Origin of the sequence: Ottowia thiooxydans (genome assembly GCF_040548795.1) — a bacterium.
In the GTDB taxonomy this organism is placed as follows: Bacteria; Pseudomonadota; Gammaproteobacteria; order Burkholderiales; family Burkholderiaceae_C; genus Ottowia; species Ottowia thiooxydans_A.
The window spans coordinates 354,237-371,198 of record NZ_JBEPSH010000004.1 but is presented as its reverse complement, the minus strand read 5'-3'; the positions used below and the strand labels follow the sequence as shown (position 1 = coordinate 371,198).

13 protein-coding genes are annotated in these 16,962 nt (G+C 58.6%); 8 read left to right on the top strand and 5 right to left on the bottom strand.

The window, feature by feature from the left end; translation table 11 throughout:
* Positions 1–160 precede the first annotated feature (160 nt).
* Positions 161–409 carry a hypothetical protein gene (locus ABIE13_RS11270; RefSeq protein WP_354443372.1) on the top strand — a complete coding sequence of 83 codons (249 nt, stop codon included), beginning with the start codon at positions 161–163 and terminating at the stop codon, positions 407–409.
* A 131-nt stretch (positions 410–540) separates the two neighbouring features.
* Here the strand turns inward: ABIE13_RS11270 and gyrB are convergent, their stop codons facing one another.
* The 3 genes from gyrB to dnaA form a co-directional block, all read right to left on the bottom strand.
* Positions 541–3,132: a DNA topoisomerase (ATP-hydrolyzing) subunit B gene (gyrB, locus tag ABIE13_RS11265; protein WP_436278401.1), complete on the bottom strand. Its 2,592-nt coding sequence runs from the start codon at positions 3,130–3,132 to the stop codon at positions 541–543.
* A 98-nt stretch (positions 3,133–3,230) separates the two neighbouring features.
* On the bottom strand, positions 3,231–4,358 hold the full coding sequence (dnaN, locus tag ABIE13_RS11260; protein WP_354443370.1) for a DNA polymerase III subunit beta: 1,128 nt from the start codon (positions 4,356–4,358) through the stop codon (positions 3,231–3,233).
* 169 nt (positions 4,359–4,527) lie between these two features.
* Complete coding sequence (dnaA, locus tag ABIE13_RS11255; protein ID WP_354443368.1) at positions 4,528–5,958, bottom strand: chromosomal replication initiator protein DnaA; 1,431 nt, start codon at positions 5,956–5,958, stop codon at positions 4,528–4,530.
* Positions 5,959–7,008: 1,050 nt separating this feature from the next.
* Here dnaA and rpmH point away from each other — a divergent pair.
* The 7 genes from rpmH (at position 7,009) to ABIE13_RS11220 (ending at position 13,927) form a co-directional block, all read left to right on the top strand.
* On the top strand, positions 7,009–7,143 hold the full coding sequence (gene rpmH / locus ABIE13_RS11250) for a 50S ribosomal protein L34 (protein ID WP_005798102.1): 135 nt from the start codon (positions 7,009–7,011) through the stop codon (positions 7,141–7,143).
* Between the two features lie 72 nt (positions 7,144–7,215).
* Positions 7,216–7,608, top strand: coding sequence for a ribonuclease P protein component (locus ABIE13_RS11245; protein WP_354443704.1), 393 nt, complete (start codon positions 7,216–7,218; stop codon positions 7,606–7,608).
* Positions 7,605–7,853, top strand: a complete 249-nt coding sequence (gene yidD / locus ABIE13_RS11240; RefSeq protein ID WP_354443702.1) for a membrane protein insertion efficiency factor YidD — start codon at positions 7,605–7,607, stop codon at positions 7,851–7,853. The genes ABIE13_RS11245 and yidD overlap by 4 nt, the downstream gene beginning before the upstream one ends.
* 23 nt (positions 7,854–7,876) lie before the next feature.
* Positions 7,877–9,571 carry a membrane protein insertase YidC gene (gene yidC / locus ABIE13_RS11235; protein WP_354443366.1) on the top strand — a complete coding sequence of 565 codons (1,695 nt, stop codon included), beginning with the start codon at positions 7,877–7,879 and terminating at the stop codon, positions 9,569–9,571.
* Positions 9,572–9,987: 416 nt separating this feature from the next.
* Positions 9,988–11,058 (top strand): hypothetical protein, encoded by a 1,071-nt coding sequence (locus ABIE13_RS11230; protein ID WP_354443364.1) that lies wholly within the window; start codon positions 9,988–9,990, stop codon positions 11,056–11,058.
* A 174-nt stretch (positions 11,059–11,232) separates the two neighbouring features.
* The gene (mnmE, locus tag ABIE13_RS11225; protein ID WP_354443362.1) at positions 11,233–12,645 is read left to right on the top strand and encodes a tRNA uridine-5-carboxymethylaminomethyl(34) synthesis GTPase MnmE; all 1,413 of its coding nucleotides are present in this window, start codon (positions 11,233–11,235) and stop codon (positions 12,643–12,645) included.
* Between the two features lie 682 nt (positions 12,646–13,327).
* The gene (locus ABIE13_RS11220; RefSeq protein ID WP_354443360.1) at positions 13,328–13,927 is read left to right on the top strand and encodes an REP-associated tyrosine transposase; all 600 of its coding nucleotides are present in this window, start codon (positions 13,328–13,330) and stop codon (positions 13,925–13,927) included.
* A gap of 212 nt (positions 13,928–14,139) precedes the next feature.
* Here ABIE13_RS11220 and ABIE13_RS11215 read toward each other — a convergent pair whose 3' ends face one another.
* Together ABIE13_RS11215 and ABIE13_RS11210 are read right to left on the bottom strand one after the other, a co-directional pair.
* Positions 14,140–14,697 (bottom strand): adenine phosphoribosyltransferase, encoded by a 558-nt coding sequence (locus tag ABIE13_RS11215; RefSeq protein ID WP_354443358.1) that lies wholly within the window; start codon positions 14,695–14,697, stop codon positions 14,140–14,142.
* A 229-nt stretch (positions 14,698–14,926) separates the two neighbouring features.
* Entirely contained in the window at positions 14,927–16,912 is a 1,986-nt protein-coding gene (locus ABIE13_RS11210) for a cation:proton antiporter domain-containing protein (RefSeq protein WP_354443356.1), read from the bottom strand.
* Positions 16,913–16,962 lie beyond the last annotated feature (50 nt).

Genomic DNA, 16,962 nt, shown 5'->3' with positions numbered 1-16,962 from the left:
TAGCGAACTAGCTTTTTTCCGAGCCTATCAATTTTTCGCGGACGCAGTGAGCATCAGCCTGAACGCTAGCAGCTCAAAGCGTCGGTCGTCGAAAGCACAGCAGTAACATTCCAACAAAGGCGAATACCAGTCGATCTCACCCCCTTACGCCATTCTGCCGATGAACTATGCACCGATCGGCGGTGGAATCGATCCGGATCTCAACCCGATCAAGCCCAGGATCGGCACCGTCGGGGCTCGCCCCGAGATTTGGGCGACGGCGGCCTTGGCGGCGAGAGTGTTCTGGTCTGCAGTGCGCGACAACGAAGCAGCATTACCTGTTTCCCCTGAAGTGCGCGCCTTGGCTACCCGCAATCTGGAAGTGATTGAGTCTTTCGTGGCGCCGCTTTCAGGGGGTCGAAGGAACTAGCCGTTCCTTCATCACGAATTAACCCGCCGTGGACGAAGCAAGACCCCCGCAGTGATGCAAGTTGTCCCTGGTCAAGCATGGCGACTGAGATCTAGCGGAATGCCCAAATCAGGGCACAAGACGCTAAAAATCTACGCGTCGATATTCACCGCCCGCAGCGCATTGGTCTCAATAAACGCCCGGCGCGGTTCCACCTCATCGCCCATCAGCGTGGTGAAGACCCGATCCGCTTCAATCGCGTCGTCGATCTGCACCTTCAGCAAACGGCGCACTTCGGGGTCCATGGTGGTTTCCCACAACTGCTCTGGGTTCATCTCGCCCAGCCCTTTATAGCGCTGGCGTGTGGTGGTGCGCTCGGCTTCACTGATCAGCCAGGCCATGGCTTCACGGAAATCGTGCACGCGTTCTTCTTTGGCGCGCTCACCTTCACCGCGCATTACCTTGGCGCCTTCACCCAGCAGGCCGCGGAAGGTTTGGGCGGCTTCGGCCAAGGCGGCGTAGTCGGCACCGTGCACAAAATCTTGCGAGATGATGCTGCTCTTGATGTTGCCGTGGTGGCGGCGGCTGATGCGCAAGATGGGTTTGTCGGTGCGCACATCGAACTCACCTGCAACTTCAGCCGGCATGCCGTTGGATTGCTGGGCGCGCAGGTGCGCTTGCAGCGCCACGGCGCTGGCTTCAGCGGATTCCACGCTGTCGAGATTGAGCGATACACCGTCTGCCATGGCGCGCAGGGCTTCGCCGTCCATGAAAACGGAGAGGCGGGCAATCACGGCTTCGGCCAACTGGTGCTTGCGCGCCAGTTCAGTCAGCGTGTCTCCGCTGAGGGTCTGAGGTGGCGCGCCGTTGGTAGATGTGCCGGTGAAGACACTGGCGTCTTTCATGGCAATGCGCAGCAAGAAGCTGTCTAGCGCGCCGCCGTCTTTCAGGTACAGCTCTTCTTTGCCGGCCTTCACTTTGTACAGTGGTGGCTGGGCAATGTAGATGTGGCCACGCTCCACCAGCTCTGGCATCTGGCGGTAGAAGAAGGTCAGCAGCAGGGTGCGGATGTGCGCGCCGTCGACGTCAGCGTCGGTCATGATGATGACGCGGTGGTAACGCAGTTTGCCGATGTTGAAGTCGTCTACGGCGCTCTTGCCAGAATCAGCAGCAGTCTTGCCAATGCCGGTGCCCAGGGCGGTGATGAGCGTGACGATTTCGTTGCTGGTCAGCAGCTTTTCGTAGCGGGCGCGTTCCACGTTCAGGATCTTGCCGCGCAGCGGCAGGATGGCCTGGAATTTACGGTCGCGGCCCTGCTTGGCAGAGCCACCGGCGGAGTCACCCTCCACGATGTAGATTTCACACAGCGCGGGGTCTTTTTCTTGGCAATCGGCCAGTTTGCCGGGCAGGCCAAATCCGTCCAGCGCACCCTTACGGCGGGTCATTTCACGCGCCTTGCGGGCGGCTTCGCGTGCGCGGGCAGCTTCTACGATCTTGCCGCAGATGATTTTGGCGTCGTTGGGGCGCTCTTCCAGGTAGTCGGTGAGCGACTTGGCAACGATGTCTTCCACCGGCGCGCGCACTTCGCTGGAAACGAGCTTGTCTTTGGTCTGGCTGGAGAACTTGGGCTCTGGCACTTTGACGGACAGCACGCAGGTCAGGCCTTCGCGCAAGTCATCGCCGCTGACGTCGACCTTGGCTTTTTTGGCCAGGTCATGCGTCTCAATGTACTTGCCGATGACGCGTGTCATGGCTGCGCGCAAACCGGTCAGGTGGGTGCCGCCGTCGCGCTGCGGAATGTTGTTGGTAAAGCAGAGTACTTGTTCGTTGTAGCCGTCGTTCCACTGCATGGAGACTTCAACACCGATCTCTGTACCGGGAATGCCGCCGTAGGTTTCGGCCGGGCGGCTGCCCATGGCGTTCACGGCGTTGGGGTGCAGCACGCGTTTGCCTGTGTTGATGAACTCCACAAAGCCCTTGACACCGCCAGCGCCAGAGAAGTCGTCTTCCTTGCCGGTGCGTTCGTCTTTCAGGCGAATGCGCACGCCGTTGTTCAAGAAGCTGAGTTCGCGCAGGCGCTTGCTCAGGATTTCATAATGGAAATCGTTGTTTTCCTTGAAGATCTCAACGTCGGGCAAAAAGTGAACTTCAGTGCCGCGCTTGTCGGTGTCGCCAGTGACCTTCATGGGCGATGTTTCCACACCGTCCACCATTTCGATCAGACGGTCTTGCACAATGCCGCGGCTAAAGTGCAGCTCGTGCTTTTTGCCATCACGGCGCACGGTCAGGCGCAGGTCGACAGACAGCGCGTTCACGCAGGACACACCCACGCCGTGCAGACCGCCTGAGACTTTGTAGCTGTTCTGGTTGAATTTGCCGCCGGCGTGCAGCTCGGTCAGGGCAATTTCAGCGGCAGAGCGCTTGGGCTCGTGCTTGTCGTCCATCTTGACGCGGGTGGGAATGCCGCGCCCGTTGTCTGTGACAGAGATGGAGTTGTCGGTGTGGATGGTGACGACGATGTCATCGCAAAAGCCCGCCAGGGCTTCGTCGATGGAGTTGTCGACCACCTCAAAGACCAGATGGTGCAGGCCGGTGCCGTCGCTGGTGTCACCGATGTACATGCCAGGGCGCTTACGCACCGCTTCCAGACCTTCCAGGATCTGGATGGAACCTTCGCCGTAGCTGTCCCCAGCCTGCTCAGGAGTAGGTTTAGGGTCTTCTTGCATTGGGCTGGATTCGGTCATCTGCTATCTCTTTTGAAGCTCAAAACCCGCCTGTATGAGCGGGTTTGATGGGTGAAACGCTGTTAGGGCGTGTTAACAAGCCCTAATACATAGCGATGTCAAATGCGCATGGGCATGACAACGTATTTGAAATTGGCGTCATCTGGCAGGGTGACCAGCGCTGAGCTGTTCGAATCCTGGAGTTCCAGAGTGACCATGTCCTGGTTCATATTGGCCAGTGCGTCGATCAGGTAGGTCACGTTGAAACCGATCTCGATCTGGTCGCCGCCGTAGTCGATGTCGAGTTCGTCCATGGCCTCTTCCTGCTCGGCGTTGTTGGCCGCTACGCGCAGCACACCGGGCTCTATGTTCAGGCGCACACCCTTGAATTTCTCGCTGGTCAGGATGGCGGTGCGCTGCAGGCTGGCCAGCAGGGGCGCGCGGCCCAGGGTGACGGTGTTTTTGTGGTTTTTGGGGATGACCCGGTTGTAGTCCGGGAATTTGCCTTCCACCAGCTTGGTCACAAATTCCATGCCGCCGAAGCTGAACTTGGCCTGGTTGTTGGCAAAGCGCATTTCGATCATCGGAGCCTGCGCGTCGTCAGCCACGCTGGCGTCAGACAACAGGCGCTGCAGTTCCACCACGGTTTTGCGCGGCAGAATCACTTCTTGTTTGGGTACTTCTGTTTCCAGGGTGGCGCTGGCAAAGGCCAGGCGGTGGCCGTCCGTAGCCACCAGGCTGAGCGTTTTGCCTTCAGCCACGAACAAAATGCCGTTCAGGTAGTAACGGATGTCATGCACCGCCATCGCAAAGGCCACCTGATGCAGCAGGCCTTTGAGTGTTTTTTGCGGCACGCTGAATTCAGGCCCGAACGTGGGGGCTTCTTGCACCAGGGGAAAGTCCTCTGCAGGCAGGGTTTGCAGGGTGAATTTACTCTTGCCGCCCTTGAGGATGACCTTGGACTGGTTGGATTCCAGGCTGACGACCTGGTCAGCCGGCATGGTGCGCAGGATGTCAATCATCTTGCGTGCGCCCACGGTGGTGGCAAACGTGCCTTCGTCCCCGCCCAGTTCGGCCGTGGTGCGGATCTGGATTTCCAGGTCGCTGGTGGTCAACTGCAACTGCCCGCCGGTTTTGCGGATGAGCACATTGGCCAGTACGGGCAGGGTGTGGCGGCGTTCCACAATGCCCGAGACCGACTGAAGAACGGCCAAAAGTTTGTCTTGGGTAGTCTTCAGAACGATCATGTCTTCCTCATTGAATGCACGTATTGGGCACGAATTGGTGTTGCTGTAATGTAGCCCGGCGGTATGACGTCTATATGGGGCCGCCGGACCTGAGGGCAACTCGTATTGTCGCCTGTTTTGGACCGCATTTTGGCGGGCCTCAACTACTGCTTATACCAGGGATTTCACACTAGCCTTTGAGGGTCTGCTCCAGCACGTGCAATTGCTGGTTGAGCTCGGTGAGCTGCTGGCGCTCTCCGCCGATTTTTCGGACGGCGTGCAGAACGGTGGTGTGGTCCCTGCCCCCAAAAAGTTCGCCTATCTCGGGCAGACTTTTCTGAGTCAATTCCTTGGCCAGGTACATGGCAATCTGCCGCGGCCGCGCAATGGAAGCGGGGCGTTTCTTGCTGTACATATCGGCGACTTTGATCTTGTAATAGTCGGCGACGGTCTTCTGGATGTTTTCGACGCTGATCTGCCGGTTCTGGATGGACAGCAAATCGCGCAGGGCTTCCCGCGCCAGCTGGATGGAGATTTCCTTCTGGTTGAAGCGGGAATACGCCAGGATCTTACGCAGGGCGCCTTCAAGCTCACGCACGTTGGAGCGCACGTTCTTGGCCACGAAAAACGCCACTTCTTCAGGCATTTCAGTGCCTTCAGCCACGGCTTTGTTGATCAGAATGGCCACGCGCATTTCCAGCTCGGGCGGCTCCAGGGCCACCGTCAAGCCTGAATCAAAGCGGGAAACCAGACGCTCATGGATGTCAGCCAACCCCTTGGGATAGGTGTCGCTGGTCATCACGATGTGGCTCTTTTTAGCCAGCAGGGCCTCAAAGGCGTTGAAGAATTCTTCTTGCGTCCGGTCTTTGTTGGCAAAGAACTGAACGTCATCGATCAGTAACAGATCGAGCGAGTGGTAGCGCTCTTTGAATTCGTCAAAAGTCTTGCGCTGGTAGGACTTGACCACATCCGACACAAATTGTTCAGCGTGGATGTAGAGAACTTTGGCGTCTGGCTGGCTGACCAGCAGCTTGTTGCCGACTGCGTGCATCAAGTGGGTTTTACCCAAACCGACGCCGCCGTAGATGAAGAGCGGGTTGTACAGGCGGCCGGGTGAGCCCGCTACGTGCAACGCGGCGGCCCGCGCCATGCGGTTGGCGGAGCCTTCTACCAGGGTGTCGAAGGTCAGCGCGGAATTAAGGCGGCTGCGGGAGCCACCGCGTGCGGGATCTGGTTCAGGTGGCGCAGCGGGGGCTTCTGGCGCGGCGGCCGGATGGGCTGCTGGGCGCTCTGCCGCACGATCAATCGTAGGCTTGGCAGGCGCTGCACGCTGAGCGAGCGCTAACTCCACTTGCACGGTGTGGCCGTGAAGTTGTTCCAGCAGGGTGGAGATTCTGCCGGCGTATTGGGCACGTATCCAATCGAGTTTGAAGCGATTGGCAACGAAGATGGTCAGGCGCGAGAAATCAGGCTCTACCTGGACAACCAGGGGTTTGATCCAGGTGTTGAATTGCTGCTCTGGCATCTCCTGCGCCAGCACGTCCAGGCAGGCAGGCCAAAGGGCAGAGGCTGCATCCGGCGGCAGCTCGGGAGCTGCGTCGGCGGCAAAGGGTTCGTACATGAAAAGAGGATCCGGTTGTGGACAAGACCCCGCAAACGCGGCTGGCGATTGTAGTGCTTGTGAGAGTTATCCACAAGCGGCCAGGAATGTGCTGGGTGGGATTCCCTCTTGTAACAGGCTGGAAGTGTGCAGCAGTGCTTTAGTTTTAATCACAGGTTGGAGTGGCTGGGGGATGGGGCGTTGATGGTTTGGTGTTGGCGGTTGTACGGCGTTGGTATTTCCTGGGAGCGCCAAGCTCCAGCTTGGCAATTTCGGGTGGCCTTGGGCGCAGAACTGCCAAGCTGGAGCTTGGCGCTCCCAGGGGGGCAGCCAGATTGCGAAGGCGGTTAGCTTGGGTGGTTCGCTGGCTTTCGCCTTGCTGGTTGTTGAAGGCGTTGGTATTTCCTGGGAGCGCCAAGCTCCAGCTTGGCAATTTGGGGGGCATGGGTGCAGAACTGCCAAGCTGGAGCTTGGCGCTCCCAGGGGGGACAGCCAGATTGAGAAAGCGCTAAGCTCGTGCAGACCGCTGGCTTTCGTTGCATGACGACCCTGCTGTCTTGCGGTTTGGGGCCACGGATGCGCCATCTCTGACTTGAGGCGGAGTCGGAATAAGTCTTGTAAGGCTTTGCGGTTGATTGGAAATTTGCGATAATGCAGGGTTTTCCGAAAAGCGGCTTGGGCTGCCTTTTTGCGCTGGGCCCGTCAAAATCATGTGAGACTGGGGTTCGAACCGAGGTTTAAGTTGTAGGCATTCCTACGGTTGTTCCTGAAGTTCTGGCCTGTTTCTTTGCCTCTGTTTTGCCTCTGCTTCGTAGCTGTGTTGATGTCATTGCGTGCGTCGTGCGTACGCTGGACATACATGTATGCAAGCATTTGGCATAAGACATATGCATGTGATTTGGAGTGGGGCCGGCGGTCATGATGTGATGGCATTTTTTGCCGTATGTGCATGACAGAAATGGAAAGCGCTCTGCCTGGCAGTTCAATCTATGCGTCTTCGCGTACATGCCGCTGTTGCTTGGGTGCTCTCCCACCGATTTTTATTGAGATTCAAACAAAGGACAATTTGTCATGAAACGTACTTACCAACCTTCCAAGACGCGTCGCGCGCGCACCCACGGTTTCCTGGTTCGCATGAAAACGCGCGGTGGCCGTGCTGTTATCAATGCGCGCCGCGCCAAAGGCCGTAAGCGTCTGGCTGTCTAAGCCTTGCGCCGCTGTTGCGAGCAGGCACGGCATCGCGGTTCAGTCCCGCGGACGGAATGAACACGCATGCCTATCAAGCATTTGCGCGTCCGCCCGCAGTTTCAGGCTCTGTTGTCGGGGCCGGCGGTAGCGCGCACGTCGCATTTCGCCTTGCACCGGTTGAGCTCAGCTCGCTTGCCGGGCGAGACCGAAGCGGTGCAAGCGCTGTTCATGCCAGTCGACGAAACCTGGATAGGCGCCATGGTGCCCAAGCGTTGGGCGCGCCGCGCCGTGACACGCAATGCCATTCGCCGACAGATCTACGCTGTGGCTGAAGATCTGGATCCCTCGCTTAGCTCTGGGGCCCATCTGGTGCGCCTGCGCTCCGCGTTTGCCCCTGCCGAATTTCCTAGCGCCACCTCTGAGGCGCTAAAGAAGGCCGTGCGTGCCGAATTGAACAAACTCTTCGCAAGGGCAGGTGCCTGATGCGAGGTTTGCTCATTGGCATTGTCAAAGCCTACAGGCTATTGCTGTCTCCCTGGCTCGGATCGGCTTGCCGTTTTGAGCCCACTTGCTCGGTCTATGCCATCGAGGCGCTTGAGCGCCATGGTGCCGGTGCCGGCAGCTATCTCGTCTTGCGCCGGTTGGCGCGCTGCCAGCCCTGGTGCGAAGGCGGCTGTGATCCTGTGCCAGGCGAGCGCCCACGTTTGTTTACCCGGCTGAGAGCCTGAAAGTCTTTGCCCAGGAACTCTTCATGAACGATATTCGCCGCACCATCTTGTGGGTGGTCTTTGGTTTTGCGCTGGTCATGCTGTGGGACCAATGGCAGGTCTACAACGGCCGCAAAGCTACTTTCTTCCCTAGTCCCGCCCCGGCAGCCACTGCCAGCGCGCCCGCTTCGGCGCCCGGCTCTGCTGGCCTGACACCTCTGCCGACCACAGCGCCGGTGGGTGCAGCAGCCGTGCCTGGCATGGCCGCATCTGGCGCGCCAGCGTCTGCTCTGCCGCGCGAGCGCATCGAGGTCAAAACCGATGTGATGCAACTCGTGTTCGATACCGAAGGCGGTTCGGTCATCAAGAGCGAATTCCTCAAGTACCCAGAGCAAGGCCAGCCCAACTTGCCACAGGTCTTGCTGGATGACAGCGCGCAGCGTGTCTACATGGCGCAGTCTGGCCTGATTGGCGGGCCATTCCCCAATCACAAGACGCCCATGAAGTTCAGTGGCGAGCGCCAATTGGCTGATGGTGCCAATGAGCTGGTTCTGCGCTTTGAATCGGCTGATACGGGCGGCGTGCGACTGGTCAAGACCTACACCTTGAAGCGCGGCTCGTACGCGATGGATGTCAAGCACGAGGTTGTCAACGCCAGCGGTGCCGCGGTGTCACCGCAGCTGTACCTGCAGTTGGTGCGTGACGGCAACAAGCCGCCGGGTGAATCGTCGTTCTATTCGACCTTCACGGGGCCCGCCTTCTATACAGACGCCAAGAAGTACCAGAAGATCGAGTTCAAGGACATCGAGAACAACAAGGCTGACTTCGTCAAATCTTCGCCAGATGGCTATGTGGCCATGGTGCAGCATTACTTTGCAAGCGCGTGGTTGCCGTCCGGTGGCTTGGTGCATGAAAACTTTGCACGCAAAGTCGATACCAACCTCTACTCAGCCGGCATGATTACCACGGTCGGAGAGCTGGCGCCTGGTACGTCCAAGGCCGTGGAATCGCGCCTGTTCATCGGCCCCCAGGAAGAGAAGATGCTGGAGGGCTTGTACCCTGGCCTGGAACTGGTCAAGGACTACGGCTGGCTCACCATTTTGTCCAAGCCACTGTATTGGTTGCTCGACAAGCTGCATGGGGTGATTGGCAACTGGGGCTGGGCCATCGTGGCGCTGGTGTTCTTGCTGAAAATTGCCTTCTACTGGCTCAATGCCAAGGCCTATTCCAGCATGGCCAAGATGAAGGCGATCAATCCCAAGATCATGGAAATGCGTGAGCGCCTGAAAGACAAGCCTCAGCAGATGCAGCAGGAGATGATGCGCATCTACCGAGAGGAGAAGGTCAACCCCATGGGCGGCTGCTTGCCGATCATGATTCAGATTCCGGTCTTCATTGCGCTGTACTGGGTGTTGCTCTCCAGCGTTGAAATGCGCGGCGCACCGTGGATCTTGTGGATTCAGGATTTGTCGGCCAAAGACCCGTACTACATCTTGCCCGTGATCATGACCTTGTCCACGATGCTGCAAACTGCGCTGAACCCGCAGCCGCCAGATCCTCTGCAAGCCAAGATGATGTGGTTCATGCCGCTGATTTTCAGCGTGATGTTCTTCCTCTTCCCGGCGGGTCTGGTGCTGTACTGGATTACCAACAACTTGCTGTCGATCGCGCAGCAGTGGGTCATCAACACCCGCATGGGCGTTCCTCCGCAGTTCAATCTGCCGAAGTTCAGGTCCTAACCGGCTGTAGACCTGCAAGAGCTTGCTTATCAGGCTGTGTAAATAGCCTCTGCGGCTGCTCTAACCAAAATGCCCTCCAGTCGCGAGCCTGGAGGGCATCGCTGTTTGTGGAGCAAGTCGAGGGCTCATAGTGGACAGGCCCGGCGGCAGTGCGCTGTTTCCTGTCATGCTTGATGAGTTGGTCGCACCGAGGCTGCCGTGTGAGTCATCGAGGCCTGGATTGCTGCATTGCCGTTGGCTGATCTCGGGTCTACCAAGTCCAGAGTTCAATACATGGGCGCTCCGCACTTAACTTGCTATAACTGAACCGTCCTTCAGGTAAATGCCCATACGGCTCGCCGTTCGACATTGTTATGCTTTGCCGATGCGTTTGAGCACTTGCTCAGTCGACAATCAAAATGCACAAGCGAGGCGATATGTCTGGAAAGAATTCTCGAGCTTCACGCGTCATTCTTGCATCGCTTTTCGTTGCATTAGCAGGCTGCGGCGGCGGTGGAGATGACTCCGCATCGCCTCCTGCACCGGCGCCAGAACCCGCACCACAACCGGGGACGGTCAAATCAATATCGCTGGTTGCTGGTGGCGGCGCCCAGCCTGCTGGGGCATGCGGTGACATTGATGGGAGCAAAGCAGAAGCCAGGCTTGGCAACGTTTTAGACTTAGCTATTGCAAACGATGGCACCGTGTACGTACTTGAAGGCGGTTGCCAAGGCGGCTCGAGGGTGCGTTCTATCTCTGCCACTGGAGAAGTCAAGACTATGGCTGTCAATGACCGCCATCAGCCTCCCCAATCTTTGCCCTCATTCACACAAGGCGATCAGTTGGCAATAGGGGACAGCGGAGCGCTCTACCTCCGAGATTCACCGGGTTATTGGCAGAGCCCGTCAGAATATTTGCCTGGTAAGGCGCCGGGCGTATGGAAAATCACCTCAACTGGCGCGCAGCCATTTGCAGGTACTCAGGCGTGGAGTAGTTCGCCGGTAGATGGCATGGGCATTGATGCACGATTTGATAGTCCTTATCACATGGTCTTTGGAGAGGGCGCGCTGTGGGTCCTAGACACCTTCTTCGGAGCTCGTCGAATTACGGAAGATGCTGCCGTCACCACAGTGCAGAGCCCTTTAAGGCCGGATAAAGCGGACAACCAAGGGAATCTCTACCAGTTTATAAGTACCCCAGAAAAAGGCATAGTTGGCTTGAAACGATTCGATGGACGGGAATATTCACTTAACGGCCTACAAGCTGACATGCCATTCGTCATCAACGGAGATGGCACGGTATACGGTAACGCGGGGCGTACCACTGTGACATTGGCCCGTACCAAATCGGATGGAACTTTAGAAGAGCTCAAAGCGCCAGAAGGCGGTGAGGTGCCATCTTGGGTGACCCTGCCTTACACCCGTCCAGCTGCAATGCAACTCGACCGCATCGGCAATCTATATGTGGCTCATGGTTGGTTAATTTGGAAGATTTCTTTTCATCGTTGATCTATCGGCCGATGCTTGAATCCAAGCTAGGCGAATATCGCTGGAGCGCGTGATTACGTTGTCAGATATGGGCTACATCAGTGGCCCAAGAGAAAGTGAACGCTGGCCAAATGCGGGGTTCACATTTTTCTTCAGCTTTGGAAGAGTGTGATGCAGGTGGCGGACAATCAGAGCATGCTCAACCCCACTGCTGATCCTATTGTGGCCATCACCACAGCGCCTGGCCGCGGCGCTGTAGGCATTGTGCGAATTTCAGGACGTCGCTTAGGGCCGCTGGTCGAGGCGATCTGTGGGCGAGCGCTCACGCCGCGTCTTGCCACCTACGGGCCCTTTCGGGATGCTGAAGGCGACGCTATCGATCAGGGCTTGGGGCTTTATTTTCCCGGGCCGCATTCCTATACCGGCGAAGACGTGCTGGAGCTACAGGCGCATGGAGGCCCCGTGGTGCTTCAGTTGCTGATGCAGCGCTGTCTGCAAGCTGCGGCGGAACAAGATGCCGCTACGGGTGCAGCGCGGCTTCCACGCCTGCGGCTTGCGCGGCCGGGGGAATTTACGGAGCGCGCGTTTCTCAATGGCAAGCTGGATCTGGCGCAGGCCGAAGCGGTGATGGATCTCATCGACGCCAGCACCGAAAGCGCCGCACGCTCAGCCAGCCGATCGCTGGCGGGGGCGTTTTCGCAGGAGATTCATCATCTGACCGATGGGCTCATCAACCTGCGAATGTTGATAGAGGCCACACTGGATTTTCCTGAGGAAGAGATCGATATTCTGACCACGCATGGTGTGGCCGGGAGGCTTGCCGAACTGGAGCACACGCTGACTGCGGTGCAGTCCAAAGCGCGCCAGGGGGCTTTGCTGCGCGAGGGGATCAAGGTGGTGATTGCCGGTCAGCCGAATGCGGGCAAGAGCAGTCTCTTGAATTCCTTGGCGGGCGCTGAGCTGGCGATCGTGACGCCGATCGCGGGCACGACGCGTGATGTGGTGCAGCAAACGATACAGATAGAAGGTGTGCCGCTGCATGTGCTGGACACGGCCGGTTTGCGGGAGAGCAGCGACGAGGTGGAGCGCCTGGGTATTGAACGCGCCTGGGCACATATTGCCTCGGCTGATGCTGTGCTGTTTCTGCATGATCTGACGCGAGCCGATCTGCCTGAGTATGCCGCTGAAGATGCCGTCATATCCAAAACCATGGCTGAGAAGGTGCCGGGGTCCGTGCCGGTGATTCATCTGTGGAACAAGAGCGACGTTGCTGCCGGGGCAGCGCTGCCCGAAGGTGCGATTGCGCTCTCGGCGCGCACAGGCGCCGGGCTTGATGAGTTGCGCCAACGCTTGTTGCAGGTGGTGGGCTGGCAGGCCGGTGCGGGTGAAGGTGTATTTATTGCGCGAGAGCGTCACTTGCAAGCCTTGGCCCGTGCGGCCAGTCATCTGGGGGTGGCGGCTGAGCATTTGGCGGGGCCTGCGCCGATGCTGGATTTGCTGGCGGAGGAGTTGCGGTTGACTCAGAACGCGCTGAGTGAGATCACCGGGGAGTTCTCGGCGGATGATTTGCTGGGGGTGATTTTTTCGAGGTTTTGTATTGGGAAGTGACTTGGCGTTCCTTTGACAGGCCAGTTCCAGCTCGGCGTTTCGGGGGGCTGCTAACGCTGAAATGCCAAGCTGGAGCTTGGCGCTCCCAGGGGGAACAGCCGGATCAGACGTTGGTTGCTTGGGCGGAGTTTTAGCTTCGTCGGCGCCCGTGTTGGAGGGAGTGGATATTTCCTGGGAGCGCCAAGCTCCAGCTTGGCAGTTCGGGGGCCTCTTCTAGTGCTGCAGTGCCAAGCTGGAGCTTGGCGTTCCCAGGGGGACAGCCGAATTCAGACGTTGGTTGCCTGGGCGGAGCTTTAGCTTCGTCGGTGCCCGTGTTGGAGGCCGTGGGTATTTCCTGGGAGCGCCAAGCTCCAGCTTGGCAATTTGGGGGGATCTGGTAGCGCTGCAGTGCCAAGCTGGAGCTTGGCGCTCCCAGGGGGAACAGCCGGATTCAGACGCAGGTTGCCTGGGCGGAGCTTTAGCTTCGTCGGTGCCCGTGTTGGAGGGAGTGGATATTTCCTGGGAGCGCCAAGCTCCAGCTTGGCAATTTGGGGGGATCTGCTAGCGCTGAAGTGCCAAGCTCCAACCCAGCGCCATCACCCTAACCAGTCCGGATAATCCGCTGCTTTTGCAGTTTTGCCTGAAGTACTCGATGGGACCACCAATCTCCTGCGTAGCAATAAATGGAACCCCTGACACGAAGATGAATTCGGGAGACTCCAAAGGGTGGAATTCGCGGGGTTATATGCCTCATCTGGATGTGCCTGGCCTATTGCAGTCGGTCACTTTTCGGCTCGCGGATTCCTTGCCGCAAGAGGTTTTGCGAGAACTGGACATAGAGCCCACAGGCAGCTGTGAAAGGCAGAGAGATCTGGCTCGCCGGAGGCAGATCGAGCATTGGCTGGATTCGGGGTGGGGCTGTTGTGCTCTCAAGCATCCAACGGTGGCGGAAATAGTCGAAAACGCATTGCTGCATTTCGATGGGGACCGCTATCGACTGGTGTCTTGGTGCATCATGCCCAATCACGTGCACGCATTGATAGAGCCAAACGCTGATCTGGGACGGATAGTCCAGTCATGGAAGTCGTTCTCGAGCCGAAGGGTCATGGCCAGTCGAGAGGCCCTTGGCTTGCAGATTCCAGGTTCGCATTTGTGGATGCGAGATTACTGGGACCGATACATTCGTGATGAGGCTCATTTCAGAGCAGTCGTTGATTACGTTCATGAAAACCCCGTCAAGGCAGGGCTCGTGAAGACCTCTTCGGAATGGCGTTGGTCTAGCGCATGGAGAATGAGGCTGTGAATCGCTTATGCGCCCATTGCTAACGCTGCAATGCCAAGCTGGAGCTTGGCAATTCGGGGGGTACCGTCAGCGCTGCAATGCCAAGCTGGAGCTTGGCGCTCCCAGGGGGAACAGCCGGAACCAGGGGCGGTTTGTTTGGGCGGAACTTTAGCTTCGTCGGTGCGCGTGTTGGAAGCAGTGGCGCTCCCAGGAAAACAGCCAGAGCGCTGAAGTCAGTGCCCTTCGAAATCCACCAGCGTATGAAGTGCCAACCCCGATTCCTTTAGCCTTTGAGAACCTCCGAGCTCCGGTAGGTCAACTATGGCAGCGCCTTCCAGGACAGTGGCGCCTAGTTTTTCGAGCAGCCTCTTTCCAGCCATCATGGTGCCACCCGTCGCAATAAGATCGTCGATCAGGAGCACGCGGTCACCAGGCTTGACTGCATCGGTATGCAACTCGACGGTCGCGCTGCCGTATTCGAGTTCGTAGGTTTCCTGGACCGTGGTGAACGGAAGCTTGCCTTTTTTGCGCACCGGCACAAATCCCACCTTCAGCTCATACGCCACCACCGCGCCGATGATGAAGCCGCGCGCATCGAGCCCGGCCACCACGTCTGGGCGGCGTTCGGGGCTTTGATAACGGTCGACGAAGGCTTTGATCAGCGTGCGAAAAACTTCAGGGTCCTGCAGCAAAGGCGTGATGTCACGAAACTGCACGCCCGGCGCCGGCCAGTCGGGAACGGTGCGGATGTGTTCGCGAAGGTAGGTGGAGATAGAAAAGGACGTGCTCATGGTGTTCATTGTGCACGGCTTCTCGCTCTGAAAATGCGCTTGAAATGTGAGAAGGGTTTGAAGCGCTGTGTAAGGCTTCGACAGGCTCAGCCCGAACGGGGTTTGGGTCTTCGACTAAATCGGCCCGAGCGGGTTTTGGTTCCTCGACAGAATGCGCCCGAACGGTTTTAGTTCTTTGACTCAATCAGCCCGAGGGGTATCGCTTGAGCACATTCCGCATCAGGGCGCGTCAGCGTGTCAGCGCACGCTCGGCAGTGGCCAAGGCCTCAGCTTTACCTGACAGCAGCAAGGTATCGCCGGGGTCAAGCTCCATGTCCTCGGTGATGGTGGTGAGCGAATGCCCTTGGCGGCGCAGGCTCACCACGCTGAGGGCTTCTATGCCGGCCAGCACTTCGTTGAGTTTTCTGCCTGGGGAAGTCTCTGGTGGCAGCGTCACCGTCATCAGGCGCTCTTCCTGCAGTTCGTCTTCGCTGACATCATCGCTGCCATGGAAGTAGCCGCGCAGCAGGCGGTAGCGCGCGTCGCGCTGATCGCGCACGATGCGGATCACACGGCGCATGGGAACGCCCACCAAAGCCAGCGCGTGGCTGGCCAGCATCAGAGATCCTTCTATGGCTTCGGGCACCACTTCGGTGGCACCAGCGGCTCTGAGTGTGTCCAGATCACGGTCGCTGTAGGTCCGCACGATCACAGGTACTTGAGGGGCGAGTTCCCGAATGGTGGCAAGCGCCTTCAGGACGATGTGTTGATCCAGAAAAGTGAGTACGACGGCGCTTGCGCGCCCTAGCCCAGCGGCGATGAGCGCCTGAGACCGCGCCGCGTCACCAAAGGCCACGGAGTCTCCGGCCGCAGCTGCCTGGCGTACGCGATCAGGGTCCAGATCGAGCGCCATGTAGGCGATGTTTTCCTGCTCAAGCAAGCGCGCCAGGTTCTGGCCCGAACGGCCATAGCCACAGATGATGACGTGCTCGGTGGTGTTGATGGACTGCCGCGCAATGTTGGTCATCTGTACGGATTGCTGCAGCCATTCACTGGCAACCAGCCGCATGACAATGCGGTTGCTGGCCATGATGATGAAGGGCGTGGCCAGCATGGACAGCACCATGGCGGCCAGCACCGGGTTGAAGAGCTCAGCGGCCACAAGGTTCTCGCGGCGGCTGAGCGTGAGCAGCACAAAGCCGAACTCCCCGGCCTGGGCCAGATACAGCCCAGTGCGCAGGGCCACCCCTGCGCTGGCTCCAAACCACTTTGCAAGCCCCGCCACCAACGCCAGTTTGAAGAGCACCGGAAAAACCATCAGTGTCAGCACAATGGGCCATTGCAGCAGGATCAGCCGCCAGTCCAGCAGCATGCCGATGGTGATAAAAAACAGGCCCAGCAGCACATCGTGGAATGGCCGGATCTGGGATTCCACCTGGTATTTGAATTCCGTCTCGGAAATCAACACGCCGCAAATAAATGCGCCCAGAGCCAGTGAAAGCCCGGCCTGCTCGGTCAGCCAAGCCAGGCCCAGCGTCATGAGCAACAGGTTGAGCATGAAAAGCTCTTCACTGCGCCGGCGCGCCACCAGGGTGAGCCACCAGCGCATCACCCGCTGGCCCCCGACCAGTAGCAAGGAAATCAGCAAGACCGCCTTGACACCCGCCAGCGCCAACGCGCCGAACAGCTGTTCCGGATTGGAGCCCAGGGCGGGTATCAGCACGAGAAGCGGCACCACGGCCAGATCCTGCAGCAGCAGAACACCCATCACGCGCTGGCCGTGTTCGGATTCCAGCTCCAGTCGGTCAGACAGCATCTTGACGACGATCGCCGTGCTGCTCATGGCCATGGCGCCCGAAAGTGCCAGCGCTGTCCGCCAATCCATGTGCCAGTGAGCCGGAGCCAGGCTGGCCAGGAACATGGAGCCGAAAGTGACCAGTGCCATGGTCAGGGCGACCTGGGCCAGGCCGAGGCCGAAGACGTGCTGGCGCATGGCACGCAGTTTGGGCAGGTTGAACTCCAGCCCGATGACAAACATGAGAAACACCACGCCGTATTCAGCCAGGTGTTTGACGCTTTCCGAGTCTTGTCCGAAAGCCAGGCCCAGTGTGTGCGGCTCGATCAGCACCCCCACCACCAGATAGCCCAAAATGGCAGGCAGCTTGAGCATGCGGCAGGCCGCCACCCCCAGCACAGCGGCCAGCAGGTAGATCAGCGCAAGTTCCAGAGAGCCCATACTTCATACTAAACGAGGAATTGCGCTCTCGAAGAGAGAGGTTGCCATCT